The organism is Pseudomonas sp., assembly GCF_040514055.1.
Classification (GTDB): Bacteria; Pseudomonadota; Gammaproteobacteria; order Pseudomonadales; family Pseudomonadaceae; genus Aquipseudomonas.
Window position 1 is genome coordinate 25,485 of sequence record NZ_JBEVDL010000064.1, and the last position, 24,694, is coordinate 50,178.

Consider the following 24,694-nt stretch of genomic DNA (forward strand, 5'->3'; position numbering starts at 1 on the left):
CCTGGTGAGAATCCATGGAAGACGCCAACCTGCTCGCGCTGACCGTCAAGTTCGAGCTGCTGATCCAACGCGTCGAACAGCTCAAGGCCGACAAACGTGTCCTGCAGGCCAACGAAAAGGCCTGGCGCGAAGAGCGGGCCCAGCTGATCGAAAAGAACGAAATGGCCCGGCACAAGGTCGAATCGATGATTTCGCGCCTCAAAGCCCTGGAGCAGGACTGAAATGAGCCAACCGAACACCGTGACCGTCCACATCCTGGACAAAGACTACTGCATCACCTGCCCGTCGGACGAACGCGCCAACCTGGAAAGCGCAGCACGCTACCTGGACGGCAAGATGCGCGAGATTCGCAGCAGCGGCAAGGTGATCGGAGCCGATCGCGTGGCCGTGATGGCCGCCCTGAACATCACCCATGACCTGCTGCACAAGCAGCAGCACCTGGACCGGCAAGCCAGCTCGACCCGTGAGCAGGTGCGCGACTTGCTCGAGCGGGTCGACCACGCCCTGGCCACCGACCCCGATAATAGCCATGGCTGATTCCCCGCGGATGAAATCGGGTATACTGCCGACTACTCCCTGAGGTGTGCGCCAGTTGGTGATGTCCCTGAGCCGATACGCACAAACCCGGGGGTTGCAAGTTGAGGCCGGTGTGCATGTCCGCCTGACGGAAAGCCTTAACGCCTCCTGCAACCTCCACCTTGAACTTTCGGGTTCAAGGGCTAAGCCGACAGCGGCACGTCGGGGGGTCTTCTTTCCGGCTTCTGGCCTTCGCCATAAGCCCTGCCGTACATCCTTCGTGCTGCCACGGCGCCTAGTCCGCTTATGACCGCCAACCTGTCACGCGCTCAACTGCGCCGCCTGTTGCGTCAGGCGCGCCGTGCCCTCAGCGCGCCGCAGCAGCGCCTGGCCGCCCAGGGGCTGTATCGCCAGCTGGCCCATCGTCCTGTCTTTCGCCGTGCCCGGCACATCGCGCTGTACCTGCCCAGCGATGGCGAAATCGATCCGCGCCCGCTGCTGCGAGCGGCCCAGCACCGCGGCAAGACCACCTACCTGCCGGTGTTAAGCGCCTGGCCGCGCACGCATATGCGCTTTCAACGCGTCGACCCGGGCGAGGCACTCAAACGCAATCGACTTGGGATTTTGGAGCCGACGCTCAACCGCCGGCGGCAGCGCAAGGTCTGGACCCTGGACCTGGTGCTGCTGCCGCTGGTCGGCTTCGACGAGCAAGGCGGTCGACTGGGCATGGGAGGGGGGTTCTATGACCGCAGCCTGGCGTACCGGAGCCGGCGCGCAACGTGGCACAAACCGACACTATTGGGCCTGGCCCATGAGTGCCAGAAGGTGCAACGCCTGGCCATGGCCAGCTGGGACGTACCCTTGCAGGGCACGGTGACGGACCAGGGTTGGTATGGGCGCACACAATTTGCACCTAACGCCTGACCTCCGGCGATGTGTCGGGCCAGGATTAGGTTACTTGGACTGCGCGGACTGACCGACCGGCAACTCGCCCTGACGGTCCCACAGACTCTGGGTGTAACCCGTGGTCACCACCCCCAGGCTGAACAGGATGACCAATATCCACAACAAATCTGGCTTACGTTTCATCGATTGCCTCCCTCCTTCCAGGCAAACTGCACGGCAACGGTAAGCATACCGGCCCGCACACCCCTATGTTAAATGGCTGTCAAAAACAGCAGGTGCCGGCCCGCCCAAGGCCCGCAGCCGACCGACTGGAGCAAAGTTCATGCCCACCTGGCTGATGAAGTCCGAACCCGACGAATTTTCCGTGCAGGACCTGCAGCGGGTCAAAAGCGCACGTTGGGACGGGGTGCGCAATTACCAGGCGCGCAATTTCATGCGCGACATGGTAGAGGGAGATTTGTTCTATTTCTACCATTCAAGTTGCCCTCAGCCCGGAATCGCCGGTATTGGCCGAATCACCCGGCCGGCCTACCCCGATCCCAGCGCGCTGGATCCACATAGCCCCTATTTCGACCCCAAGGCCAGCCCGGAGCGCAACCCTTGGAGCGCGCTGGAGGTCGAACATGTGGACACCTTCGGCGAAATCATCCCCTTGGGCCGGCTGAAAACCCTCCCGGCGCTGGCAGCCCTGGCCTTGGTGCAGCGAGCCAGCCGGCTCTCGGTAATGCCGGTCGACCCGCCGCAGTGGGCCGCGATCCTCGCCCTGCGTTGAGCTGAGGCCGCCACTGTGCTATGCAGGTGAGGCCTCCCCTGGGATTTCGCCATGCCGCATGCACGCCCGCTCTGGCCAGCCCGCCTGGCCCTCGCCCTGCTCATGCTGGTGCTGTGTGGCGCCAGCCTGTTGCTATGGCAGCAGCTGCAACGGGTGCAGCAGGAACGGGTGGGCGAACGTGTCGGCTATCAAGCCCGGACCCTGGTGCGGCAACTGGAAACCAGCCTGAACGACCAGGTCGACGGCCTGCGCCGTCTGGCGCAGCTGTGGGGGCATCGAAATCGATTACCCCAGGATGAATGGGCGCTCGATGCCCGCTACAGCCTGGAGCATTTCCCCGGCTACCAGGCGATCCAGTGGCTGGACGCCGACCTGCAGATGCGCTGGTTACTGCCCCTGGAGGGCAATGAAGCCGCCTTGCGCTTCCGCCTGAGCCCGGCGCACCCCAACTATCCCCTGGCCATGCAGGCCAAGAGCAGCGGCCAGCCGCGGTTTTCCAACAGCTTCGACCTGGTCCAGGGCGGCCGCGGCTTTGTCCTTTATATGCCACTGTTTATCCGCGATGACCAGGCGCAGCTCAGGTTCGATGGCTTCCTGCAAGGGGTGTTCCGCGTCGAGGGCTTGATGGATGCACTGTTGGAAACCCTGTCCAGCGATGACTTCAGCGTACGTCTGCTGGAAAACGAGCAGCCCCTGTACAGCCATGAGCAAGCCGACACCCTGGTCGAACTGCAGCAGCAAATGCCGCTGCACCTGCTGAACAATCAGCACTTTGCCCTGCAACTGAGCCCCACGCGCAAGCTGGTCGATACGCTGGGCAGCCCGTTGCCGCAATTCGTCCTGGGTGCCAGCCTGACCATCAGCCTGCTGTTGGTGGCTGCGTTGGCACTGGCGCTGGAGAATACCCGGCGCGCCAATGCGCTGCAGATCAGCAATAGCCGTCTGAACGATGAAATGCAGCGACGCGAGGACGTCGAGCAGAGCTTGCGCGAGAGTCGCGAACGCCTGCAGTTGGTACTCGACTTGACCGACTGGAGCCGCGACGGCTTGTTTATTCTCGACCCCCGCAGCCGCGAGATCCTGCACATGAACCAGGCCACCTACCGCAGCCTGGGTTTTAGCGCCGAAGAATTCGTCGAGCGCATGCGAACCGATCCTGAGCAATTGCTGCCGGGCTTTCATGCCTGGCTCGAACTGGTACGCCAGGCCCATCGGCATGACCTCTCGAAGATCTTCCAGCGTGAAATGCGCCGGGCCGACGGCAGCAGCCAGGCCGCGGAAATCAGCGCCCAATTGGTCACCCTCAATGATCATGAATACCTGATTGGCGTGTCCCGCGACAACAGCGAACGGCTGCTGCTGGAAGCACAACTGCAACGCCTGTCGCAGCAAGACGGCTTGACCGGCCTGTTCAACCGACGCCATTTCGATCGTCAGTTGCACGCCGAATGGCGACGACTGCGCCGTATGGGGGCGCCCCTGGCGCTGCTGATGCTGGACGTCGATCACTTCAAGGCTTACAACGATCAGCTCGGCCACCTGGCCGGAGACGATGCCTTGCGCCGGGTCAGCGCGGTCCTGCAAGGCTGCCTGCAACGCGAAGGCGACGTCGCCTGCCGTTACGGCGGCGAAGAATTCGCCATTATCCTGCTCAATACCCGCGCCGAGGGCGCCAGCCACGTGGCGGCGCGGATCCACCAACTGGTGGCCGAGCTGGAGCTGCCCCACCCGGGGAGCCCCCTGGGTCGACTGACCCTGAGTATCGGCATCGCCACCTCGGACCCCAACCAGGACAGCCATCCCGATGCCTTGGTGGCCCACAGCGATCAGGCCCTCTATCGGGCCAAACGCGAGGGCCGTGATCGCACCTGCGAATGGGCACCGCTCGACGACTACCAGGCGCTAGCGTTGCCCCCCTACCGGGCCGAGACCGCGGCGGACCCGGACGATGGCGACTGACGAGCCGCGCGCCTCGGCAACCGGCCCGGCGTGATCGGCGCGGTGTTTCTCGCCCGGCACAGAATGGCTGAATGCCGGTGACGGGCCTTACTGGATGATCAGGTTATTGAACAGCAAGTCTTCCACCAGCGGCTTGCCCTCTTCCTGGTTGAGCACGTCCTGCACTTGCTTGAGGGCCTCCTTGCGCAGCAGCTCCTTGGCATCGGCCGCGCCCATGGTGGCGTCGGTCTGCTGTGAAAACAGCATCACCAACTGATTGCGGATCAGCGGCTCGTGATGCTTGACCCGATCCTCGGCCTCGCTGCCGGTGACCCGCAGGGCGATATCGGCCTTGTAGAACTTGAGTTTCGGGCCGCTGCCGAAATTACCCACCAAGGCCGGTACCAGGCCGATATACAGCACCTTGGGGGCCGCAGCCTCGCCTTCCTCGCCCTCGGGCTTTTCCGCCTCATTAGCCAGTGCGGCAACAGGCAGCAAAATCGCCAGCAACAGCGCAATCCAGGTTTTCACAGGCGTTTGTCCTCAGCGAAGTAGTCGCTCATGGCCTGCTTGAACGGTCCGAACAGGCCCCGGCGCGGCCGTGTGCATGGTGTCAACAGGCCCTAGCATAGCCATAGGCGCCCCGCAGCCCAAGCCCGATGCTTATGCCGCGCCATCAGGACAGGCCATGCTCGTTGACCGACGCCTGCTCCCCCCTACACTGCCAGGGCCTGTTGACACCAGCCACACGCGCCGCGTTGCCGTGCGCATAGTGTCAACAGGCCCTAACCCATCACTTGCCGAGGAACGACCCGATGAAAGCCATGCTGTGCAAAGCCTTCGGCCCTGCCGAGACCCTGGTGCTGGAAGAGGTGGCCAGCCCGGTGGCGAAGAAGAACGAGGTGCTGGTGGATGTCCACGCCGCGGGCGTCAATTTCCCGGACACCCTGATCATCGAGGGCAACTATCAGTTCAAGCCGCCCTTTCCCTTCTCGCCAGGGGGCGAAGCAGCTGGAGTAATCCGCGAGGTCGGCGAAAAGGTCAGTCACCTCAAGGTCGGTGACCGGGTCATGGCACTCACCGGCTGGGGCAGCTTCGCCGAACAGGTGGCGGTGGCCGGCTACAACGTCCTGCCCATTCCGGCGGGCATGGATTTCACCACCGCCGCCGCGTTCGGCATGACCTACGGCACCTCGATGCACGCGCTGCGGCAACGGGCCGCGCTGCAACCGGACGAAACCTTGCTGGTGCTGGGCGCCTCCGGCGGGGTCGGCCTGGCCGCCGTGGAAATCGGCAAGGCCATGGGCGCCCGGGTGATCGCGGCCGCCAGCAGCGCCGAGAAGCTTGCCGTGGCCAAGGCGGCCGGTGCCGATGAGCTGATCAACTACAGCGAGTCCAGCCTCAAGGACGAAGTCAAACGCCTGACCGGCGGCCAGGGCGCCGACGTGATCTACGATCCGGTGGGCGGCGACCTGTTCGACCAGGCGGTGCGCGCGATCGCGTGGAACGGCCGCCTGCTGGTGGTGGGGTTCGCCAGCGGACGGATTCCCGAGCTGCCGGTCAACCTGGCGCTGCTCAAAGGCGCCGCCGTGGTTGGGGTGTTCTGGGGCGCCTTTGCCCAGCGCCAGCCGGCCGACAACGCGGCTAACTTCCAGCAACTGTTCAGCTGGTTTGCCACAGGCCAGCTCAAACCGCTGGTGTCCCAGGTCTTTCCCCTGGCCGAGTCGGCCCACGCCATCAATACCCTGGGCCAACGCAAGGCGGTCGGCAAGGTGGTGGTCGCGATTCGCTAGGCGCGGGCAGGGTGTGACGGCCAAAGGGACAAGCTGTCCCTTTGGCCACTGGTGCGGGCCTCGAACAGCCCTCGATACTGGTTCGCCCTTACCTGCAGGAGTCTGACCATGTACTGCGTCACCGTGCTCTACCCCAACGCCGCGGACGGCCATTTCGATTTCGACTACTACCGCAACGTGCATATCCCGCACATGCTCGAACTGCTGGGCGACAACGTCCAGGGCATGGAGCTGCGCCGTGGCCTGCAGGCCGTCGACGGCGCGCCCGCGGTGTTTCACTGTCTGCTTAATACCCACGTGCGCTCGGCCGAGGACTTCCAGCGGGTGATGGCCGACCACGCCGACTGGGTGCTGGCGGACATCCCCAAATACACCAACCTGCAACCCATCATCCAGATCGACCAGGTGCTCTGAGGAGGTCCCGTAGGGGTATGTAGGATGGCGTTGAGCGAAGCGATACCCATCAGCGCATAGGCTCCGCGAAGTGGGCTGGACGTCCCGTTGGACGCCCCATGGATATCGCTTCGCTCAGCTACGTGGCCCCACCTGGTCGCCGCCAGCCTCCTGCGTTCGAGGTCAGGCGCTGTAACGACGCATAGCCCGCCAAGGCAAGCATCAGCAGCGCCAGAACCTTCGCGCCGGAAAGGGCTAACGAACGGGCCCAGCAGGCCACTAGTGGCCTGTTTGGTTAGTTGGTTAACTTAAGTTCGGATGCCTGGGGTTCTGAGACAAGGCGCTGCGACGAGTCATAGCCGGCTATGGCGAGGAGCAGCAACGCCGTATCAGGACGTCAGGCGGCGAAATTAACTAATCGAACTAGGCAAACAGGCCACTAGACGCGGATCACCACCTTGCCGAAGTGCTGCCCCGAGGCCAGGTAGGCGTAAGCCTGCTCGACCTCGTCGAGGTGGAAGACGCGGTCGATGACCGGTTCGATACGGTGGGTCTCCAGGTAGCGGACCAGGTGTTGCAAGTGCTGGACCGAACCGACCGCGATACCTTCCAGCGTGGCATTCAGGCGCTGCAGCCGGCCCAGGTCCGGACGCGCGAAGCTGCCACTGAGCAAACCGATCTGGGCGATCTGCCCACCATAGGCCAGGCAGTTCAGGGAGCGCTGGAAGGTCTGCGCGCCGCCCAGTTCGAGGATGTGCTGGACCCCCTCGCCCTCGGTCAGGCGCAGCACCTCGGTATCCCATTCAGCCACGTCGCGGTAGTTGATCAGGCCCCAGGCGCCCATGGCCCGCGCCCGCTCCAGCTTGGCATCCGACGACGACAGCACTATCACCCGGGCGCCCTGCGCCAGGCCCAGCTGCAGCGCGAACAGGGCCACCCCACCGGTGCCCTGGACCAGCAGCGTATCGCCGGCCTTGAGCGGGCGCGCCCGTTCGAACAAGGCCTGCCAGGCCGTTACCGCGGCACAGGGCAGGGTCGCGGCCGACTGGCCATCCAGGTAATCCGGCACCCGTACCAGGGCACTGGCCGGCATCACCACGGTGCGCGCCAGCACGCCCTCACTTTCGCCGCCCGAGGCCGAGGGCCCATAGGCCGGCTTGAAAGGGCCCGATAGCCAGTCTTTGAAAAACCCCGGCATCACCCGATCGCCCTTCTGCCACTCGCTGACTTGGCTGCCCAGGGCCAGGACGACGCCGGCACAGTCGGACAGCGGGATACGCCCCTCCTCGACCCCCCCATAGCGCCCCCAGGCGATCAACAGGTCACGGTAATTCAGGCTGGTGGCCTCGATGCAGATCAGTACCTCGTGCGGACCGGGTTCCGGCAAGGGTGACAGACCCGCAACCGGCACCAGGCCGCGTCCTTGCCGACTTAACCGCACACAGCGCTGCAGGGTTTTGTCCGAGGCCGTACCGTGGGGATGAAACAGGTTGCTGGTCATGACGAAACTCCATTTTCTTTATCAACTGCTAAATAAATTGCCTCCCCTTGACGGCACTCGTCAAGCCATTTGTAATGACCGCTATGAAAAACACCTCTGCTCCGCCAAAACGCGGCCGGCCGCGACAATTCGATCGCGAGCAGGCCCTGCAAACCGCCCTGACCCTGTTCTGGACCCACGGCTACGAGGGTACCTCGATTGCCGAACTGGTCGAGGCCCTGGGCATCGCGCCACCCAGCCTGTATTCCGCCTTTGGCTCCAAGGAACAGTTGTTTCTCGAGGCTCTGCGCCTGTACGTGGCGGGGCCGGGCAATTTCGTCAGTCGGGCCCTGCACGAAGAATCCACGGGGCTGGGCTTTATCCGTCGGGTGCTGTTGGACGCCGCCCGCGAGTTCGCCAACGGCCATCACCCGCCGGGCTGCGTGATCGCGACCGGTTTGGTGGCCAGTGCCAGCGCCCATCGACAATTGGCTGGCGAAGTGGCCGGGTTGCGCAGCCAAACCCGCGAGGTGTTGGCCCTGCGCATCGACCAGGCCCGCAGCGCGGGTGAGCTGAGCCAGGCCTGCAAACCGGCCGACCTGGCTGGTTTCTATGCCGCGGTCATCCAGGGCATGTCGGTCCAGGCCCGCGACGGTGCCGACGAAGCGAGCCTGATCGCGATCGCCGAACAGGCTCTGCAATCCTGGCCCGCCGCCGTCCGCTGAAAGTCCCCTCCCCGCGCCGTGTTAGGCGCTGAAATATCCTGCAATGTACAGCCGGCCGACCGAAGGATTAGTTTAGCAATCGCTAGCTAACGACACGGTCGTCGCTGGCCGTGCACGTCGCCAGCCCGCTTCACGACGGTTATCGGAACGGGCGCCGGCTGCATGCAGTACCACTGCCGAACCAGGACGGTTAATCAGGATATTGCCAGGGCCACTGCCCTCGAGGGATTGAGTTATGTCGCAGAACAGAATGCTGATCGTCGGTGATCGCTTCGAACAATTCGCACAACACCCACAAGTGCTTTCCATCAGCGCCGCCGAGGCCTTGCTGCAAGGCGAAACACTGGACCACAACCTGCGCCTGCAGCTGGGCCAGGGCATTTCCAGCCCCCGCCTCGATGGTCTGCTGGGCCTGGCGGAGAGCCATAAAAAGCGCCAATTGCTGGCCTTCGACCGGCCGGAAAAAGCTGGCCGCCAACTGGCCCACAAGCATGATCCGCGCAACAGCATGATCAGCCTGCCGCGACGCGTCGGGCCGAGCAGTTTCGTCCTGGATGTCTGGCTGGACGAGGACTGCGCCGAGTTGAGCGACCACATGACCGGCCAGCACATCCAGGGCATGGTCCTGCTGGAAGCCACCCGCCAGGCGTTCCTGGCCGTGACCGAGGAGTTCTACCTCAAGGACACGCCACACAGCAGCTATTTCGTGATCAACCAGATGGACACCGAATACCTGCATTTCGTCTTCCCGCTGCCGATCAGCATCCTCTATGAAATCGAGGACTACCAGGCCGGTAAACGCGACACCCACAGGTTCCAGGTCAGCATGTCGGTGATCCAGAACGAAACCGTCTGCTGCGTGGTGAAGACCCGTTTCAGCACTTACCCCGACAGTTTTATCAGCAGCAAGGAGGAAGGACTGGCCCGCGCCGCGCTGGAGCAGGAACTTTACGGGGAGGCCCAGCATGAAAAACGCGCCTGAGCCGGGCCGCGGCTGCGCCTTCTTCGATGTCGACGGGACCCTGATCAGCATCAAGAGCATGTTCAGTTTCCTCGACTTCCTGGTCGAGGCCCTGGAGATCGAGGAGTCCACCCGCGACTACCGCCGGCAGCTGCAGCAGATGATCGCCGACCAGGCGCCGCGAGAGGCGATCAATCGCTTCTACTACCGCCTGTACACCGGCCTGGAAGTCGACTTGGTGGCGCAACTGGGCCAGCAATGGTACCGCCAGGTGCGCAGCCGCGAGGGCCTGTTCTACCCACGCATGCTCGAAGAGCTGCGCCGCCACCAGCGGCAGGGCCTGCGCACAGTGCTGGTGTCCGGCTCCTTTGCCGCCATCCTGCAGCCGCTGGCGGACGAGCTGGGCATCGACGACCTGATCGCCGCACCCCTGGAAATCCAGGCTGGACGTTACACCGGGCAGCTGACCGGGTTGCCGACCATCGGCCAGGGCAAGGCGGAGGGCATGCGTACCTACCTGCGGGCGCATCCGGCCGTCACCGCCCAGTGCTACGCCTACGGTGACGACGTGTCGGACCTGCCGATGCTCGAAAGCGTGGGCTTTCCAGTGACGGTCAACCCGGACGCCACCCTGCGCGGGATCAGCCAGCACCGTCGCTGGCCGATCATCGCGGCCGCCTAGGTCGCGCGGCGCCCAGGGGCGCCGCGCCAACCGCCACCTGTACCAGCGAACAGTGATGAGCCACGCACGGGGCCGTTAACCTGTCGCCCTGTGCCGTAGCGCTACCCCTATGACCACCCCGGGCCACACCTCTGGCCCACCACGAGAGAAGAGCACCCCATGAAAAGGATTTTGGCTGGAAAATCGGTACCGGCAGTCGGCCTCGGCTGCATGGGCATGAGCGAATTCTACGGCGAGACCGACGACGCGCAATCGCTGGCGACCCTGGAAGCGGCCCTGGACCTCGGCTACCGCCACTTCGACACCTCCGACATGTACGGCAGCGGGCATAACGAGGAGCTGCTGGGCAAATTCGTCAAGCGCATCGGCGCGCGCCGCCAGGAGATCCTGCTGGCCAGCAAATTCGGCATCTATCGCGACCCCAGCGACAAGTACAAACTGCTGATCGAAGGTTCGCGCGACTACGTGAAACGTGCCTGCGAGGCGTCCCTCAAACGCCTGGGAGTCGAGCAGATCGACCTCTACTACGTGCACCGCCGCGACCCCAACACCCCGATCGAGGAAACGGTCGGCGCCCTGGCCGAGCTGGTCCAGGAAGGCAAGATCGGCGCCATCGGCCTCTCGGAAATGGCCCCCGACACCCTGCGCAAGGCCCATGCGGTACACCCCATCGCGGCGTTGCAAAGCGAGTACTCGCTGTGGTCGCGCGACCTGGAACAGGACATGTTGCCGGTCTGCGAGGAATTGGGCATCGCGCTGGTGGCGTACAGCCCACTGGGACGCGGTTTCCTGACCGGCAAACTGGACAAGGAGCAGATCCAGCAGTCCGATGCGGCGGCGGATTTCCGCGCCAAGCTGCCACGTTTCCAGGGTGAGAATTTCGACCGCAACCTGGAACTGGTCAAGGCGCTGGAAGCGATGAGCGCCGAACTCGCCTGCACCCCGGCACAATTGGCCCTGGCCTGGCTGCTGGATCAGTACCCACACCTGCATGTCATCCCCGGCACCAAGCGCATCGCCTACCTGGCCGGCAACTTCGAAGCCCAGCAGGTCAAGCTGGACGGCGCGGCGTCGGCCATGCTGGGCAAGATCTTCGACCCCACCGCCATCGCCGGAAAACGCTACCCGGACGCCATCCTCCAGGGCACCAACCTCTGACAGGCCTGCCAACCGGAGACTGATCGGACCAGGGCGGTGCGCCACGCGCGCCGCCTTGACGGTCGTGTCCGGCCAGGGTCATCAATCGCAAGAGTAGGGAAATTTGCGCGATGAAACAGGACGTATTGATAGTCGGTGGCGGGCCCACCGGCATGACGCTGGCGTTGCAGTTGCACCGGTACGGCGTGCCCTTTCGGATCATCGAGAAGCGCCGCCCGGAACCCTCGCCCTCCAAGGCCCTGAGCATCAACCCGGCCTCGCTGCAGCTGCTCAACGACCTGGGATTGGCCGACAGCCTGGTCGCCCTGGGGCATAAGACCGAAGTGATCAACCTGCTGTATGGCAACCGCCCCTTGACCCGCGCACGGTTCAGTCGCCTGCAGCACAAGTACCCGTTCTTCCTCATGCTGCCGCAGCCGGAGACCGAACAGATACTGGAACAGCGCCTGAACCAGCTGGGGTACCAGGTTGAACGTGATTGCGAACTGCTGAGCCTGGATCCCCGCGCCAACGAGGTGCAGGTGCTGCTGCGCCAGGGCAGCCGCCAGCAAGTGCGCACCTACGCCTACGTGGCCGGTTGCGACGGAGGGCTGAGCAAGGTCCGCGAGTGCCTCGGGCTGCCGTTCGAGGGTTACGACTACCAGATGCACTTCCTCCTGGCCGACCTGCGCATCCGCTGGCCGGGCAACCACGACCAGGGGCATTACTTCGTCCGCGACGACGGCTTTCTGATCCTGCTGCCGCTCAAGAGCGGCTACCACCGCATCGTCATCAAGGCCAACGCGCAGTGTCCACCGGGGTACAAGCCGACCCTGGCGGAGATTCGTGAGTACATCGCCCGCTACCAGATCGCCGACCTCGAGGTGGAGGACCCCATCTGGTTGTCCAGCGCGCCTTTCTACAACCGCAGCGCGCCGCACTTTCGCCGCGGGCGGGTGTTTATCGCCGGTGATGCGGCGCACCTGTTCAGCCCCATCGGCGGCTTTGGCATGAACTCCGGCATCGCCGATGCCTTCAACCTGGGCTGGAAGCTGGGCTACAGCTTCAACGGCGCGGGCAACGAGGCACTGCTCGACAGTTACCACGACGAACGCCACCGCAACACTGAAAAACTGCTGGGCAAGACCGACCGCTCCACCTCGCTGATTGCCCGCCTGGATCGTCATCAACCGGCCGACGAACAGGCGTACCTGCCGCGCATGAGCAATCGGGCCTTCGCTCGCCTGTTTCCCTGGGAGGCCTCGGGGCTGAACCTGGCCTATGGCCCCGCGGATGCTCCGCCACTGCCCGGCCAGGCGTTGCAGGCCGGCCGCCAGCTGCCCTATGTCGCCGACACGGGCATTCCCGGCAGCGACAGCCTGGCGCTGCTCGGCGACGGCCGCCACAGCCTGTTCCTGGTGCCGCCGACCGATGAGGCCGGCATACGCCAGGCCCTGCTCCTGCTTGAGCGACTCCAGCACGCTGGCCAGGGCCTGATCCGGCCTCGCCTGCTGACCGATGCCGGTCACAGCGGACGCGCCTTGCCGCCGGACCTGTGCCTGTACGACGAACAGCGACGCCTGCGCCAAGCCTATGGACTCAGTGAGGGCGACTGGATCCTGGTCCGGCCAGACCTGTACGTGGCCAGCTGCGGTCAACTGCAGCAGACCGAGCCGCTCTGGCAGGCCTTGCTGCACCTGCACGGCTTTACCGCCGCGCTGCAGCCCGCGCGCCAGGCCGGATAGGGAGAGCCGTGATGCAACCGACCTATCTGCGTCCCCTGGGTCCGCTGGAAACCCGCATGGCCTGTCAGCACGAGCTGGCCGGTACTACTCAGACGGCCAGCCTGCTGAGCCTGAGCGGCCCCATGAGCATTGCCCTGCTGGACGCCGCGGCCGCCCTGCTCTGGGAAAAACACAGCCTGCTGCAAGCCAGTATCCAGGACGACGGCGAGCGCCTCTACTTTGCCCAGACCGCCCATCCGGTGGTGCTTCGTGCCGTAGCGCTGCACACCCCCGAAGACAAGTGCGCGGCGCTGGAACAGGAGCTCAACAGCCCCCTGGAGGCCCAACACGGCTTGTGGAAACTGGCGCTGCTCAGCGAGCCCGACGGCCACCGCCACCACCTGGTGCTGACCTGTCATCACGCCATTGTCGACGCGGTCAGCCTCGCCTTGTTGCTCGGCGAGCTGCTGGGCTACTGCGAAGCCCTGCTCGAGGGCCAGGTCGCGACGCCAACGGCGGAACCCCTGCCGGCGGCGCTGGAGCATTTCCTGCTGCCGCCAGCCCCGCCCCAGCCAAGCCAGGACCTCGAAGCCCCGCGCTACGACCAGCGTGCGCCGCTGGCGCAACGCCAAACCCGCCTGCTGTTGCTGGAACTGCCGGCCCCTCAGCTGCATCGGCTACAGAGCCGCACCCGGGCGCTGGGGCTGAGCCTCAACGACCTGCTGGGCGCCGCCTTGCTGCAAGCCAGCAGCGCCGCCGGACTCGGCCAACGGATCCGCTTGCATACCGCGGTATCGCTGCGCCAGCGCGCCGAACGCCCGGTACCGGCGGACCTGCTCGGCTGCTTTATCGGCGTGGTTGGTAACGACCTGACGGTCGCCGGGCGGCCGCTGCTGGACCTGGCGCGCGACTACCGACGGCAGCTGCGCGAGTCCCTGACACTGGCCAGGCACGCCAACCCCGATGTCCGCCCGGCCGTCCTGCGCCAGCGCGGCGCGCTGCTGACCCAGGGCAGCCGGTTCGCCCAGGGCATCGCACTGACCAATCACGGGCTTATCCAGATGCCGGCCTGTCGCGCGTTCAGCCTGCACGACTACCTCAACGTGGCCTGCCGCAATGCCGGCAACTTTGCCGTCGCGGTGCATGTCACCAGCTTCGCCGACACCCTCAACCTGAGCTTCACCTACGTCAGCCCACTGATCGAGCCCGCCCGCATTCTCACCCTCAGTCAGCACCTGCAAGCGTGCCTGCTCGCATTCAGCAATCGCCAGGAAGGCCTGCGCCATGAAGAATAATCACCTGACCCTCGCCACCGGCCGCGTCCGCTACCTGGATAATCAGGGAGACGGCCCGGTGCTGCTGTTCTGCCACGGCAACTCCTCGGCCGCCGAAGCCTTTGCCGCGCAATTTGCCGCCTTGAGCGAGCGTTATCGCCTGATCGCCCTGGATTTCCCCGGCCACGGGGGCTCGCCGCCGGCCGAGGATCCGCAGCAGGCCTACAGTTTCGCCGGCTTCGCGCAGACCCTGGTCGAATTCGTCGAAGGGCTGGGGCTGGACCGCTATTGCCTGATCGGCCACAGCCTTGGCGGCCATGCGGCCCTGGAAGCCTTGCCACGCCTGCCGGGGCTGTCGGCGCTGATTCTGGTGGCCGCGCCGCCCTTCAACAGTGCCAGCGCCGCGCAGACCTTTTTGCCCGACCCCAGCGAAGGGCTGGTCTTCCAAGCCAACCTGCAACTGAACCAGGTCAATCGCCTGGCCAGGGCCTTTGTTCAAGCTGCCCACCTGCCCAGCCCGCTGTTGGCACAGGTCGAGGCGTTTATCCATGCCGCCGACCCGCAGGTACGCAGCCAGCTCGGCAACAGCCTGGCGGCGGGCGACTTCGCCGATGAATGCCAACTGCTGCGTGACAGCGGGGTACCGGCGCTGCTGCTGCAGGGCACGGCCGATGGCTTTATCGACTGGCGCTACTGTGTCGACCCGGGCAGTTTTCCCGGCTGCGACCTGGAGGTCGGCCTGTTCGAGGAGTGCGGGCACAACCCGCACGTCGAGCAGCCCACACGTTTCAATGACCTGCTCGACCATTTCGTCGCGCACATTTTAAGGAAAGCCGCATGAAAGCCATTGTCATCAACCGCTTCGGCAGCAGCGACGTCTTCGAGCAGGCCGAACTGCCGATGCCCCAGGTCGGGCCGGGCCAGGTACTGGTCAAGGTCGCCGCCACCGCCATCAACCCGCTGGACTACAAACTGCGCCGTGGTGATTTTCCGGGTTTCACCCATGATTTCCCGGCCGTGCTGCACAGCGATTTCGCGGGCACCCTGGTCGAGGTCGGCAGCGCGGTGAACGGCCTGCAGGTCGGCGACCCGGTCTACGGCTGTGCCGGTGGCATTCGCGGTCGCCAAGGCGCCCTGGCCGAATACATGCTCGCCGATGCGGCGCTGATCGCCCGCCAACCGGCCAGCCTGTCGGCCGCCGAGGCCGCCACCCTGCCCCTGGTCGCCATCACCGCCTGGGAAGGCTTGATCGACCGGGTGGATATCCAGCCCGGTCACAAGGTCCTGGTGCATGCCGGCACCGGCGGTGTCGGCCATATCGCCGCGCAGTTGGCCAAATGGCGCGGCGCTCAGGTGTTCACCACGGTCAGCTCGGAAAAAAAGGCCCAGTTGTCACGCCTGTACGGGGCCGACCACACCATCAATTACCGCGAAGAGACCGTCGCCGACTATGTGCAACGTTGCACCGGCGGCGAAGGCTTCGACCTGATCGTCGACACGGTTGGCGGCCAGGTGCTGGAGGACAGCCTGACGGCCGCCAAGGTCGGTGGTCAGGTGATCACCACGCTGGCCATGGGCAACACCGACCTGACCCTGGCCTGGGCGCGCAAATTGTCGCTGCACTGCGTCAACATGACCTGGCCGATGGCCACGGGCGTCGGCATGGAGCACCACGGTTTTATCCTGCGCGAGATCGCGCGCCTGGTGGACGCCGGCCTGCTGCAACCCCTGCTGGACCCGCAACGCTTCAGCTTCGATGAAGTGCACCTGGCCCACGCCCATGCCGAGGCCGGTGACACCCTGGGCAAGGTCAGTATCAGCCACGCCTGAGTTCCGCAGTCTCAGCAAGGAAGCCGATTCATGCCCCCCTCTCGCCTCGTTGCCCGCGCATTGGCGCTGAACATCAGCGCCTACCTGCTGTGGGCCTCGGCCACCCTGTTGTTCAAATACCTGGGGCACCTGCCGGTCTGGCAGGTGTTCGCCCAACGCGTTGTGTGGTCGCTGCTGTTCTGCGGCCTGTTGTTGCTGCTGTACCGCGGACGCGCCGCCTTCAGCGAGCTGTATCAGCTGCTGCGGGTGCCGGCTCATTGGCTGTGGTTGCCCCTGAGCAGCCTGCTGATCGCCAGCAATTGGCTGCTGGTGATCTGGGCCGTGGATGTCGGTCGCCTGCAGGAGGCCAGCCTTGGCTATTACCTGGCGCCCCTGTTCAGCCTGCTGCTGGGTAAACAGCTGTTCCAGGAGCCCTGGCGGGCGGGCGAGCCGCTGTCCATCGGCCTCTGCCTGCTGGGCGCCGGCTTGATCGCCTTGGCGGGCGGGCTGCAGCAGTTGCCCTGGGCCGGTCTGGCGATTGCCTTGACCTTCGCCGGCTACAGCGCGCTGAAGAAAAAACTGGGGTTACCGCCCCTGGCAGGGTTGAGTCTGGAAACATTGCTGGCAGCGCTGCCCGCGGCGGTCTACCTGGCGTCGCTCGACCCGACGGCCAGCGACGCCCTGGGTCTGCCCGAGTACGGGGTGCTGGTGGCCATCGGGGCGGTCACCACGCTGCCGATGCTGTTTTATGTGATGTCGCTACGGCACCTGCCGCTGACCACGGTCAGTCAATTGCAGTACCTGAACCCGAGCCTGATGTTCATCCTCGCCGTGGTGCTGTTCAAGGAACCGCTGTCACCGCTGAAAATGGCCGGTTTCGGCCTGATCTGGGGCACGCTGCTGTGGCAGCAACTCGGGCCGCTGCACACGTCAGCCGGTGTAGAAAAATCCAGCCATTCGGAGCACTGACATGCCCCAGTATGAACTCGACGTCGCCAACCCCTTGACCCCCAGCTGCGACTGGAACCGACTGGCCCTCGGCGAGCATTTCGCCGGTATCGTGGCCCACGGGTTCGAGGCGTTGCTGCACAGCTGCAGCAGCCCGGAGGAAATCAGCCAGGGCCTGGGCGAGATGGTGCTCAGTCAGGTCACTGACCTGCTGCTGCCGCTCGAACCGCTGACGATGACCCGCGACATCGTGGAGCTGTTGCGCCGTCAGCAAACCCCGCTGCGGGTGTGGCTGAGTCCGCCGCCCGGGGAGGCGCCGTCGGAAACGACACTGCGTCAACTGGCCAACGACCTGCCACGCTGTGGGTTGAACCTGCGCCTGGACCTGGCCGGAGGACGCGTGCCCCTGGAGGATGCGCTGCACCAGCTCGGCCCCGCCTGTCGCCTGGCACAGGCGCTGGGCTGGCCGTTACGCCTGATGCTCAGCCGGATCGGCGCGGCCTCCGCCCTGCAACTGCAACGTTGCCAGGCATTCGCCCTGGAGCAGGGTTTCGACCGCTTGACCCTCAGTGACGAAGCCTCGCAGCTCACCGCCCGCGGGGTCAGCAACCTGTTCCGGGTCCTGCAACCACGGGCCGCGGACATGGCCGCGGGCGGACTGAGCCTGGAGTTTCTCGCTGGCAACGCGCAGCGTCAGGGGCTGGGCAATGCCGTGGCGGCGATGGCGGCCGGGGCGCGCTATATCCATTGCAGCCTGGTCGGCTGCGTGGAACAGGACCAACCGCCACCGCTGGTCGCGCTGCTTGAGCACTTCGCCCTGCCGACGCCGCAACAGGTCGGCCTGGACCGCTACCGGGATTTCCTCAGTCAGCGCAATGGGCTGGCCTACCGCAGCCTGGACAGTCGTCGCCACGCCCGCCCGTCAAGCTGGCCGACAGGCCTGCAGGCGGCCGCCACCACGCTCGCATTGCCACCGACCGTCGAGGAGCTGTGTTTCGTCTTTCGCGTCAGCAGTGACGACTGGCATGTGCGCCTGTGCATCGAGGCCGGCGACACCGAGCTGGACCTGGGTGAACGCGTTCACCACTACCTGTTGCTGTTGCTGGCCCGCGAGTACTGCCACCAGCAAACGCAGCAGCGCCTGCGCGCGGCAACCTCGAGTCCGCCCGACCCACTCAGCCTGGGCTGGCTGGAACGGGAAACCCTGCACCGTATGATCGGCGACAACGAGGCGCAATTTAACGTCAAGTTGTGCCGGGCCCTGAAACAGATTGGCCACGCCCTGCAGTCGATCGGCCTGGACCAGTGCAAACCGGTGTCCACCCGGGTCGGCAGCCTGCGCCTGGACGTGGCTCACTTTCGTATTTTCAAGGATTCGCAGCTGCAACAGGAAGTCCGCGACTGGATCCTGCTGGCGCCGCCCGACACGCCCGTCGGGACGCCGCTGCAACCGCCTGAAAGCCCATGAAATAGCCGTATCCGCACGCCGAGCCCTACCATCGCGCCGCCGTCTTCGTTCGGCCTTTTTCTCACAACATAAGGACATACCGTGAACAGACCATTGCGCACCGCGCTCGCCATCGCCGTCCTGGGCCTCTCCGGCGTGGCCCACGCCGAGGGCCCTCAGGGGCAACTGTCGCTGAACGGACTGGGGGCGCTCAATGAGAGCCTGATCAAGCAGAGCGCCTATTTCGAGGCCAACCAGGTGGTTCGGCGCTTTTTTCTGTGCATTCCCGAGGCCTCCAACCACAAGTTGGACCCCAAGGTGATGGACGAGGTACGCAAGTGCTTCGACGAAACCGTCGATGAAAACATCGAGATCGACATTGGCGGCAAGCGCTCCCGCGGCCGGGCGGCGGCCCTGGCCATTGCGACTCAGGGATTGGCCACCATCCGCCAGAACACCACCTTTTCGCTTTCGGCACCCTATATCAGCCATTACCAGGCCGGACGGCGGATCGGCACCGGCAGCATCGCCCTGAACTTCAACGCCCTGGTCCACCAGGACATTACCGCGCGCTCGAGCGACCCCCAGCCGTTCGACCCGACGCCAGGCCCGCAGCTGTTCGTCAGCAACGATACCTTGGGCCTGATGGCCAGCGTCCCGGGGCAATGGAAGATCACGCTGTTGAAAGTCAATCCGCTGATGACCCAGCTGAGCCCGAACATTCAGTTCAATACGCCCTTTCCCCACTACCCCATCGCTTCCCAGCCCGCCCAGCGCAACTGACCAGACGTGAAAGCGGCGGCCCAACGGCCGCCGTCGTCACTCAGAAGGTCAGCACCCCGTAGTGCATGGCCTTGGCAATCGCCTGGGAGCGGTTGAGCACATCCAGTTTGCGAAAGATATTGCCGAAGTGAAATTTCACCGTGCGCTCGGAAATGCTCAGGATATGCGAGATATCCCAGTTGCTTTTGCCTTCCTTGGCCCACTGCAGGACTTCCAGCTCGCGCCGGGAGATCTCCGGCGCCATCAAGCCGCAGCGGTTCAGCTCACCGGGGCGGTTGAACAGCTCGTGCAAGTGCGGGGCCAGGTAGTCCAGCGCCCCGAGGTACTCGTCCGGGTGCCGGGAGGCGGGCAAGGCCAGGGAGATCAGGGTCGAACCACTGCGCCCCGGCCCCGAGACCGCACAGGCCAGGCCGCGACCACTCAACAGGTGGCGGGATTCGGACCCTGCGGCATCCTCCCAGACCAACGCCTGGGTCTGCGTCTGGGCCCGTAGCACGACCGGATCGCGCTGCTGCCAACCGCGCTCGAAATAATGCTCGATGGCGTCGCCGCGACAGCCATAGTGGACCAGCTGACGCCTTTCGCTCACCCGCAGCGTCGGCGCCGTATCCAGGCAGATGATCAGAGACGAGAAGGGAATGACGCTACGGGCCGAGGCGATGACGCCATCGACATCGTCGCGGTTACTACTGGCCTTGATGCAGAGCTGTGCCAGCTCAAGCAATTGGACCAGGTCTTTACGGGAATGGAAGGTGCTAGCCATGACATCCGTGCCTCCAGCGAATTCCACATGCACCGCTCAACGCCGCTTAAATCCATGGCGCCTATCGCTGCATGTAACAGTAGGAATTAGAAGCGAACCTGCTTCGAAGACGATGCTATCGCCGGCATCCCTTACTGACAAGAATTATTTAGCGGGCACTAGAAAATAAACATGTCTGGCACTACCACGCCGCCCTTGACCACCGATTCGGCGCCGGACGCCCGCTCAGCGGGGGGCATAGGCGAAGACATCGGCACGCATCTGGTGCGCGTCCATGCCGGCGGACACCAGGGCATCGAGGGTCGCGTAGACCATGGCCGGTGAGCCGCTGGCGTAGACGTGCAGGTGGCGCAGGTCGGCAAAATCTGCGCGTACCCCTTCGTGTAACAGACCAATACGGCCGCTCCAGCTGCCAGGCTCGCTCACCACCCGGTGCAGGAAGAGGTTGGGCAGGCGCTGCCACTCGTCCCATTGCGGCACGGCGTAAAAATCCTCCGGGCGTCGGGCGCCCCAGTAGAGGTGGACCGGATACTGGAAACCGGCGGCCCGGCAATGCTCGATCAGGCTGACCATCTGCGCCATGCCGGTGCCGGCGGCGATCAGCACCAGGGGACCGGCCGGCAGCTCGGCCAGGTGGGTGTCGCCAAACGGCAATTTGACCCGGGCCAACCCTTGCTGCTGCAGGAACTGGATCAGCACCTGGGTCGACGCGTCACGCGCCAGGATATGCAGCTCCAGCTCACGCCCGGCATGGGGCGCCGAGGCCAGCGAAAAGGCGGCGTATTCGCCGTCCTGGCGCTGCAGCAACAGGTATTGGCCCGCGTGGTAGCGCAGCGGCTTGCCGGCCGGCATGCGCAGCCGCACCCGGTACACGTCGCCGCCCACCGCCTGGCACTCGGCGAGCTGGCAGACCACCTCGCGCACCGGCAACTCGCCGGGCGCGAGCACCCCGTCCCAGTGCAGCACGCAGTCTTCCACCGGCTCGGCCAGGCACGTCAGCAGCTCACCCTGGGTCAACAGCGCGCCGTTCTGCCGAACGCTGCCCTCGACCAGCAGCGCCGCACAGACGTGGCAGTTGCCGTTTCGGCAACTCTGCGGGCAGTCGTATCCCAGGCGGCGAGCCGCCTCGAGCACCGGCTCACCGGCCAGGGTTTCCAGCACCGCGCCGGAAGGTTGCAAAGTCACGCGCATCAGTCGATTCCCAGCTCGGTCCACAGCTCATCCACCCGGCGCTTGACCGCCTCGTCCTGGACGATGACCCGACCCCATTCGCGGCTGGTTTCACCCGGCCATTTGTTGGTCGCGTCCAGGCCCATTTTCGAGCCAAGGCCCGACACGGGCGAGGCAAAATCCAGGTAGTCGATCGGCGTGTTGTCGATCAGCACCGTGTCGCGCTTGGGATCCATGCGCGTGGTAATGGCCCAGATCACGTCGTTCCAGTCCCGCGCATTGATATCGTCATCGGTGACTATGACGAACTTGGTGTACATGAACTGTCGCAAAAACGACCAGACGCCCAACATCACGCGCTTGGCGTGACCCGGGTACTGTTTCTTGATGGTCACCACCGCCATGCGGTAGGAACAGCCCTCGGGCGGCAGGTAAAAGTCGGTGATCTCGGGAAATTGCTTCTGCAGGATCGGCACGAACACCTCGTTCAGTGCCACGCCAAGAATGGCCGGCTCATCGGGTGGACGGCCGGTGTAGGTGCTGTGGTAAATCGGCCGGGTACGGCGAGTGATGCGCTCGACGGTGAACACCGGAAAGCGGTCGACCTCGTTGTAGTAGCCGGTGTGATCGCCGTAGGGCCCCTCGTCCGCCGACTCGCCCGGATGAATCACTCCTTCCAGCACGATCTCGGCACTGGCAGGGACCTGCAAGGCGCTGCCGCGGCACTTGACCAGCTCGGTGCGATGGCCGCGCAGCAGGCCGGCGAAAGCGTACTCCGACAGACTGTCGGGCACCGGAGTGACCGCGCCAAGGATGGTCGCCGGATCGGCGCCCAGGGCCACGGCCACCGGGAACGGCTGACCCGGGTGCTTGTCGCACCACTCCTTGAAGTCCAGCGCACCGCCACGGTGACTGAGCCAGCGCATGATCAGCTTGTTGCGGCCGATCACCTGCTGGCGGTAGATGCCCAGGTTCTGCCGCTCCTTGTTCGGTCCCTTGGTGACCGTCAGCCCCCAGGTGATCAGCGGCCCGACATCGCCCGGCCAGCAGGTCTGCACCGGCAGCTTACCGAGGTCGACGTCCTCGCCCTCCTCGATCACCTCCTGACAGGGCGCGTCCTTGAGCACCTTGGGTGCCATGGCGATGATCTTCTTGAAGATCGGCAGCTTCGACCAGGCATCCTTGAGGCCTTTGGGTGGCTCGGGCTCCTTGAGGAAGGCCAGCAACTTGCCGATTTCACGCAGCTCACTGAGCGCCTCGGCGCCCATGCCAAGCGCCACGCGCTCGGGGGTACCGAACAGGTTGCCGAGCACCGGCATGTCGAACCCGGTGGGCTTCTCGAACAACAGCGCCGGGCCGCCCTTGCGCAGGGTGCGGTCGCAGATTTCGGTCATTTCCAGTACCGGGGACACCGGCACCTGGATGCGCTTGAGCTGACCGCGCTGTTCCAGGCCGCGGATAAAGTCGCGCAGATCGCGATACTGCATGTTCGAGCCTCGTGTCGGGCGGGCCAAATAAGGTCGCAAAGTTTAGCGCCGAACTCGGTCTTTCAGAAGGATGACGCACCCTGCGGATGCACAAAAGCCGGGTTTCCCCGGCTTTTGTGTGGTGCAACGGTGGTTACTTGCGCTTCATCGACATAAAGAACTCGTCGTTGGTCTTGGTGGCCTTGAGTTTGTCGATCAGGAACTCGATTGCGGCGATCTCGTCCATCGGGTGCAGCAGCTTGCGCAGTATCCACATCCGCTGCAGCTCGTCCTCGGCGGTCAGCAACTCTTCACGACGGGTGCCGGAACGGTTGATGTTGATCGCCGGGAATACGCGCTTCTCGGCGATCCGGCGGTCCAGCGGCAGTTCCATGTTACCGGTGCCCTTGAACTCCTCGTAGATCACTTCGTCCATCTTCGAGCCGGTTTCCACCAGCGCGGTGGCGATGATGGTCAGCGAACCGCCTTCCTCGATGTTACGCGCCGCGCCAAAGAAGCGTTTCGGCTTCTCCAGAGCGTGGGCATCGACACCCCCGGTCAGCACCTTGCCGGAGCTCGGGATCACGGTGTTGTAGGCGCGTGCCAGGCGGGTAATGGAGTCCAGCAGGATAACCACGTCCTTCTTGTGCTCGACCAGCCGCTTGGCCTTTTCGATCACCATTTCGGCGACCTGCACGTGGCGGGTCGGTGGCTCGTCGAACGTCGAGGCGACCACTTCGCCGCGCACCGTGCGCTGCATCTCGGTCACTTCTTCCGGGCGTTCGTCGATCAGCAGGACGATCAGGTGACACTCGGGGTTGTTGCGCGTGATGTTCGCCGCGATGTTCTGCAGCATGATGGTCTTGCCGGCCTTGGGCGGCGCCACGATCAAACCACGCTGTCCTTTGCCGATCGGCGCGCAGAGGTCGATCACCCGTCCGGTGATGTCCTCGGTGGAGCCGTTGCCGGCTTCCATCTTCATGCGCACCGTGGGGAACAAGGGCGTCAGGTTTTCGAAGAGAATCTTGTTCTTGGCGTTTTCCGGACGGTCGAAGTTGATCGTATCGACCTTGAGCAGGGCGAAATACCGCTCACCTTCCTTCGGCGGGCGAATCTTGCCGACGATGGTGTCACCGGTGCGCAGATTGAAGCGGCGAATCTGGCTGGGCGAGACATAGATGTCGTCCGGCCCGGCCAGGTAGGACGCGTCGGCGGAACGGAGAAAACCAAAACCGTCCTGGAGAATCTCCAGCACGCCATCACCGGAAATTTCCTCACCGCTTTTCGCGTGTTTCTTCAGCAGGGAGAAGATCACATCCTGCTTGCGCGAACGGGCCATATTCTCTATGCCCATCTGCTCGGCCATTTCGAGCAGTTCGGTAATCGGCTTTTGCTTGAGTTCAGTCAGATTCATAAGGGAATGACGTAATCAGGAAGGGAGGGGAATAAGCGGTTCGCTTAAGAGGCCGCGCCGCGGAGAAGGCGACAGGATCGCGTACTAAATTCGAGTAGGAATGCGTCGGCGACGGCTTGCAGGGGGCAACGGAGAAACCGTCGCAAGGCCGAATGTAACATCGGCTTGACGGAGCGTCTAGTCTCGCGCCCGCAAAAAAACCCCGCATGGCACGGGGTTTGGCTGGGTAGCCTCAGATATTGCTGTCGAGGAAGGCGGCCAGTTGCGACTTCGACAGCGCACCGACCTTGGTCGCCTCGACGTTGCCGTTCTTGAACAGCATCAGGGTCGGAATACCGCGTACGCCATATTTAGGTGGCGTATCCTGGTTTTCATCGATATTGAGTTTGCAGACCTTCAATTTACCCTGGTAGGTCTGGGCAATTTCGTCCAGCACCGGCGCGATCATCTTGCACGGGCCGCACCACTCGGCCCAGTAATCGACCAGCACCGGCCCGTCCGCCTGAAGCACATCCAGATCAAAACTGGCATCGCTGACATTGGTGATGAATTCGCTCATGGGAATCTCCGGATCGCAAGCAAAAGTGACCGCT

The 24,694-nt window shown here is 64.4% G+C and carries 26 protein-coding genes and 1 other RNA gene; 19 read left to right on the forward strand and 8 right to left on the reverse strand.

What is annotated here, in order from left to right:
- The first annotated feature begins 14 nt into the window (after positions 1-14).
- The 4 genes from ABWY06_RS14810 to ABWY06_RS14825 all read left to right on the forward strand — a co-directional run bounded on the left by ABWY06_RS14810 (position 15) and on the right by ABWY06_RS14825 (position 1,440).
- Positions 15-221 carry a TIGR02449 family protein gene (locus ABWY06_RS14810; RefSeq protein ID WP_353926326.1) on the forward strand — a complete coding sequence of 69 codons (207 nt, stop codon included), beginning with the start codon at positions 15-17 and terminating at the stop codon, positions 219-221.
- Between the two features lies 1 nt (position 222).
- On the forward strand, positions 223-537 hold the full coding sequence (locus ABWY06_RS14815) for a cell division protein ZapA (RefSeq protein ID WP_353926327.1): 315 nt from the start codon (positions 223-225) through the stop codon (positions 535-537).
- A 33-nt stretch (positions 538-570) separates the two neighbouring features.
- A non-coding RNA gene (ssrS, locus tag ABWY06_RS14820) (6S RNA) lies at positions 571-749 on the forward strand.
- Positions 750-822: 73 nt separating this feature from the next.
- The gene (locus ABWY06_RS14825; RefSeq protein WP_353926328.1) at positions 823-1,440 is read left to right on the forward strand and encodes a 5-formyltetrahydrofolate cyclo-ligase; all 618 of its coding nucleotides are present in this window, start codon (positions 823-825) and stop codon (positions 1,438-1,440) included.
- Between the two features lie 30 nt (positions 1,441-1,470).
- Here the strand turns inward: ABWY06_RS14825 and ABWY06_RS14830 are convergent, their stop codons facing one another.
- Positions 1,471-1,605 (reverse strand): hypothetical protein, encoded by a 135-nt coding sequence (locus tag ABWY06_RS14830; RefSeq protein ID WP_353926329.1) that lies wholly within the window; start codon positions 1,603-1,605, stop codon positions 1,471-1,473.
- A gap of 139 nt (positions 1,606-1,744) precedes the next feature.
- Between ABWY06_RS14830 and ABWY06_RS14835 the strand changes: the two genes are divergently transcribed.
- Both ABWY06_RS14835 and ABWY06_RS14840 read left to right on the forward strand, forming a co-directional pair.
- Entirely contained in the window at positions 1,745-2,194 is a 450-nt protein-coding gene (locus tag ABWY06_RS14835; RefSeq protein WP_353926330.1) for an EVE domain-containing protein, read from the forward strand.
- Between the two features lie 51 nt (positions 2,195-2,245).
- Complete coding sequence (locus ABWY06_RS14840) at positions 2,246-4,153, forward strand: sensor domain-containing diguanylate cyclase (RefSeq protein ID WP_353926331.1); 1,908 nt, start codon at positions 2,246-2,248, stop codon at positions 4,151-4,153.
- Between the two features lie 87 nt (positions 4,154-4,240).
- On the opposite strand, the gene ABWY06_RS14845 is transcribed toward ABWY06_RS14840, so the two are convergent.
- Positions 4,241-4,663, reverse strand: coding sequence for a flagellar basal body-associated protein FliL (locus ABWY06_RS14845; protein WP_353926332.1), 423 nt, complete (start codon positions 4,661-4,663; stop codon positions 4,241-4,243).
- Positions 4,664-4,947: 284 nt separating this feature from the next.
- On the opposite strand from ABWY06_RS14845, the gene ABWY06_RS14850 reads away from it, so the two are divergent.
- Together ABWY06_RS14850 and ABWY06_RS14855 are read left to right on the forward strand one after the other, a co-directional pair.
- Complete coding sequence (locus ABWY06_RS14850) at positions 4,948-5,925, forward strand: NADPH:quinone oxidoreductase family protein (protein WP_353926333.1); 978 nt, start codon at positions 4,948-4,950, stop codon at positions 5,923-5,925.
- A gap of 108 nt (positions 5,926-6,033) precedes the next feature.
- Positions 6,034-6,339, forward strand: coding sequence for an EthD family reductase (locus tag ABWY06_RS14855; RefSeq protein ID WP_353926334.1), 306 nt, complete (start codon positions 6,034-6,036; stop codon positions 6,337-6,339).
- A 418-nt stretch (positions 6,340-6,757) separates the two neighbouring features.
- On the opposite strand, the gene ABWY06_RS14860 is transcribed toward ABWY06_RS14855, so the two are convergent.
- A complete protein-coding gene (locus ABWY06_RS14860) occupies positions 6,758-7,819 on the reverse strand; it encodes a zinc-dependent alcohol dehydrogenase family protein (protein ID WP_353926335.1) in 1,062 nt (353 codons plus the stop codon).
- An 83-nt stretch (positions 7,820-7,902) separates the two neighbouring features.
- On the opposite strand from ABWY06_RS14860, the gene ABWY06_RS14865 reads away from it, so the two are divergent.
- The 11 genes from ABWY06_RS14865 to ABWY06_RS14915 all read left to right on the forward strand — a co-directional run bounded on the left by ABWY06_RS14865 (position 7,903) and on the right by ABWY06_RS14915 (position 19,288).
- Positions 7,903-8,523, forward strand: coding sequence for a TetR/AcrR family transcriptional regulator (locus tag ABWY06_RS14865; protein ID WP_353926336.1), 621 nt, complete (start codon positions 7,903-7,905; stop codon positions 8,521-8,523).
- A gap of 235 nt (positions 8,524-8,758) precedes the next feature.
- Positions 8,759-9,505 (forward strand): AfsA-related hotdog domain-containing protein, encoded by a 747-nt coding sequence (locus ABWY06_RS14870; protein WP_353926337.1) that lies wholly within the window; start codon positions 8,759-8,761, stop codon positions 9,503-9,505.
- The gene (locus tag ABWY06_RS14875) at positions 9,489-10,166 is read left to right on the forward strand and encodes an HAD family hydrolase (RefSeq protein WP_353926338.1); all 678 of its coding nucleotides are present in this window, start codon (positions 9,489-9,491) and stop codon (positions 10,164-10,166) included. The genes ABWY06_RS14870 and ABWY06_RS14875 overlap by 17 nt, the downstream gene beginning before the upstream one ends.
- 159 nt (positions 10,167-10,325) lie before the next feature.
- On the forward strand, positions 10,326-11,324 hold the full coding sequence (locus ABWY06_RS14880; RefSeq protein ID WP_353926339.1) for an aldo/keto reductase: 999 nt from the start codon (positions 10,326-10,328) through the stop codon (positions 11,322-11,324).
- A 110-nt stretch (positions 11,325-11,434) separates the two neighbouring features.
- On the forward strand, positions 11,435-13,048 hold the full coding sequence (locus ABWY06_RS14885) for an FAD-dependent monooxygenase (RefSeq protein ID WP_353926340.1): 1,614 nt from the start codon (positions 11,435-11,437) through the stop codon (positions 13,046-13,048).
- A gap of 11 nt (positions 13,049-13,059) precedes the next feature.
- A complete protein-coding gene (locus ABWY06_RS14890) occupies positions 13,060-14,322 on the forward strand; it encodes a condensation domain-containing protein (RefSeq protein ID WP_353926341.1) in 1,263 nt (420 codons plus the stop codon).
- Complete coding sequence (locus tag ABWY06_RS14895) at positions 14,312-15,142, forward strand: alpha/beta fold hydrolase (protein ID WP_353926342.1); 831 nt, start codon at positions 14,312-14,314, stop codon at positions 15,140-15,142. The genes ABWY06_RS14890 and ABWY06_RS14895 overlap by 11 nt, the downstream gene beginning before the upstream one ends.
- Positions 15,139-16,131 carry a zinc-dependent alcohol dehydrogenase family protein gene (locus tag ABWY06_RS14900; RefSeq protein ID WP_353926343.1) on the forward strand — a complete coding sequence of 331 codons (993 nt, stop codon included), beginning with the start codon at positions 15,139-15,141 and terminating at the stop codon, positions 16,129-16,131. Before ABWY06_RS14895 ends, ABWY06_RS14900 begins: the two co-directional genes overlap by 4 nt.
- A 30-nt stretch (positions 16,132-16,161) precedes the next feature.
- Positions 16,162-17,079 (forward strand): EamA family transporter RarD, encoded by a 918-nt coding sequence (rarD, locus tag ABWY06_RS14905; protein WP_353926344.1) that lies wholly within the window; start codon positions 16,162-16,164, stop codon positions 17,077-17,079.
- 1 nt (position 17,080) lies between these two features.
- Positions 17,081-18,526, forward strand: a complete 1,446-nt coding sequence (locus tag ABWY06_RS14910) for a hypothetical protein (protein WP_353926345.1) — start codon at positions 17,081-17,083, stop codon at positions 18,524-18,526.
- Positions 18,527-18,607: 81 nt separating this feature from the next.
- Positions 18,608-19,288, forward strand: a complete 681-nt coding sequence (locus ABWY06_RS14915) for a hypothetical protein (protein WP_353926346.1) — start codon at positions 18,608-18,610, stop codon at positions 19,286-19,288.
- A gap of 40 nt (positions 19,289-19,328) precedes the next feature.
- Here ABWY06_RS14915 and ABWY06_RS14920 read toward each other — a convergent pair whose 3' ends face one another.
- The 5 genes from ABWY06_RS14920 to trxA all read right to left on the reverse strand — a co-directional run bounded on the left by ABWY06_RS14920 (position 19,329) and on the right by trxA (position 24,660).
- Positions 19,329-20,051 carry a helix-turn-helix transcriptional regulator gene (locus tag ABWY06_RS14920; protein WP_353926347.1) on the reverse strand — a complete coding sequence of 241 codons (723 nt, stop codon included), beginning with the start codon at positions 20,049-20,051 and terminating at the stop codon, positions 19,329-19,331.
- 225 nt (positions 20,052-20,276) lie between these two features.
- Entirely contained in the window at positions 20,277-21,242 is a 966-nt protein-coding gene (locus tag ABWY06_RS14925) for a CDP-6-deoxy-delta-3,4-glucoseen reductase (RefSeq protein WP_353926348.1), read from the reverse strand.
- A complete protein-coding gene (gene ubiD, locus ABWY06_RS14930) occupies positions 21,242-22,708 on the reverse strand; it encodes a 4-hydroxy-3-polyprenylbenzoate decarboxylase (RefSeq protein WP_353926349.1) in 1,467 nt (488 codons plus the stop codon). The genes ABWY06_RS14925 and ubiD overlap by 1 nt, the downstream gene beginning before the upstream one ends.
- A gap of 133 nt (positions 22,709-22,841) precedes the next feature.
- Positions 22,842-24,101 carry a transcription termination factor Rho gene (rho, locus tag ABWY06_RS14935; RefSeq protein WP_353926350.1) on the reverse strand — a complete coding sequence of 420 codons (1,260 nt, stop codon included), beginning with the start codon at positions 24,099-24,101 and terminating at the stop codon, positions 22,842-22,844.
- 232 nt (positions 24,102-24,333) lie between these two features.
- Entirely contained in the window at positions 24,334-24,660 is a 327-nt protein-coding gene (gene trxA / locus ABWY06_RS14940; protein WP_353926351.1) for a thioredoxin TrxA, read from the reverse strand.
- Positions 24,661-24,694 lie beyond the last annotated feature (34 nt).

Bases quoted from the DNA above. Each gene is read 5' to 3' on its own strand.
- ABWY06_RS14850 (WP_353926333.1), top strand. From the start codon at position 4,948: ATGAAAGCCATGCTGTGCAAAGCCTTCGGCCCTGCCGAGACCCTGGTG.
- ABWY06_RS14865 (WP_353926336.1), top strand. From the start codon at position 7,903: ATGAAAAACACCTCTGCTCCGCCAAAACGCGGCCGGCCGCGACAATTC.
- ABWY06_RS14825 (WP_353926328.1), top strand. From the start codon at position 823: ATGACCGCCAACCTGTCACGCGCTCAACTGCGCCGCCTGTTGCGTCAG.
- ABWY06_RS14900 (WP_353926343.1), top strand. From the start codon at position 15,139: ATGAAAGCCATTGTCATCAACCGCTTCGGCAGCAGCGACGTCTTCGAG.
- ABWY06_RS14890 (WP_353926341.1), top strand. From the start codon at position 13,060: ATGCAACCGACCTATCTGCGTCCCCTGGGTCCGCTGGAAACCCGCATG.
- ABWY06_RS14920 (WP_353926347.1), bottom strand. From the start codon at position 20,051: ATGGCTAGCACCTTCCATTCCCGTAAAGACCTGGTCCAATTGCTTGAG.
- ABWY06_RS14835 (WP_353926330.1), top strand. From the start codon at position 1,745: ATGCCCACCTGGCTGATGAAGTCCGAACCCGACGAATTTTCCGTGCAG.
- ABWY06_RS14810 (WP_353926326.1), top strand. From the start codon at position 15: ATGGAAGACGCCAACCTGCTCGCGCTGACCGTCAAGTTCGAGCTGCTG.
- ABWY06_RS14895 (WP_353926342.1), top strand. From the start codon at position 14,312: ATGAAGAATAATCACCTGACCCTCGCCACCGGCCGCGTCCGCTACCTG.
- ABWY06_RS14855 (WP_353926334.1), top strand. From the start codon at position 6,034: ATGTACTGCGTCACCGTGCTCTACCCCAACGCCGCGGACGGCCATTTC.
- rarD (WP_353926344.1), top strand. From the start codon at position 16,162: ATGCCCCCCTCTCGCCTCGTTGCCCGCGCATTGGCGCTGAACATCAGC.
- rho (WP_353926350.1), bottom strand. From the start codon at position 24,101: ATGAATCTGACTGAACTCAAGCAAAAGCCGATTACCGAACTGCTCGAA.
- trxA (WP_353926351.1), bottom strand. From the start codon at position 24,660: ATGAGCGAATTCATCACCAATGTCAGCGATGCCAGTTTTGATCTGGAT.
- ABWY06_RS14815 (WP_353926327.1), top strand. From the start codon at position 223: ATGAGCCAACCGAACACCGTGACCGTCCACATCCTGGACAAAGACTAC.
- ABWY06_RS14840 (WP_353926331.1), top strand. From the start codon at position 2,246: ATGCCGCATGCACGCCCGCTCTGGCCAGCCCGCCTGGCCCTCGCCCTG.
- ABWY06_RS14830 (WP_353926329.1), bottom strand. From the start codon at position 1,605: ATGAAACGTAAGCCAGATTTGTTGTGGATATTGGTCATCCTGTTCAGC.
- ABWY06_RS14875 (WP_353926338.1), top strand. From the start codon at position 9,489: ATGAAAAACGCGCCTGAGCCGGGCCGCGGCTGCGCCTTCTTCGATGTC.
- ubiD (WP_353926349.1), bottom strand. From the start codon at position 22,708: ATGCAGTATCGCGATCTGCGCGACTTTATCCGCGGCCTGGAACAGCGC.
- ABWY06_RS14860 (WP_353926335.1), bottom strand. From the start codon at position 7,819: ATGACCAGCAACCTGTTTCATCCCCACGGTACGGCCTCGGACAAAACC.
- ABWY06_RS14910 (WP_353926345.1), top strand. From the start codon at position 17,081: ATGCCCCAGTATGAACTCGACGTCGCCAACCCCTTGACCCCCAGCTGC.
- ABWY06_RS14885 (WP_353926340.1), top strand. From the start codon at position 11,435: ATGAAACAGGACGTATTGATAGTCGGTGGCGGGCCCACCGGCATGACG.
- ABWY06_RS14870 (WP_353926337.1), top strand. From the start codon at position 8,759: ATGTCGCAGAACAGAATGCTGATCGTCGGTGATCGCTTCGAACAATTC.
- ABWY06_RS14925 (WP_353926348.1), bottom strand. From the start codon at position 21,242: ATGCGCGTGACTTTGCAACCTTCCGGCGCGGTGCTGGAAACCCTGGCC.
- ABWY06_RS14880 (WP_353926339.1), top strand. From the start codon at position 10,326: ATGAAAAGGATTTTGGCTGGAAAATCGGTACCGGCAGTCGGCCTCGGC.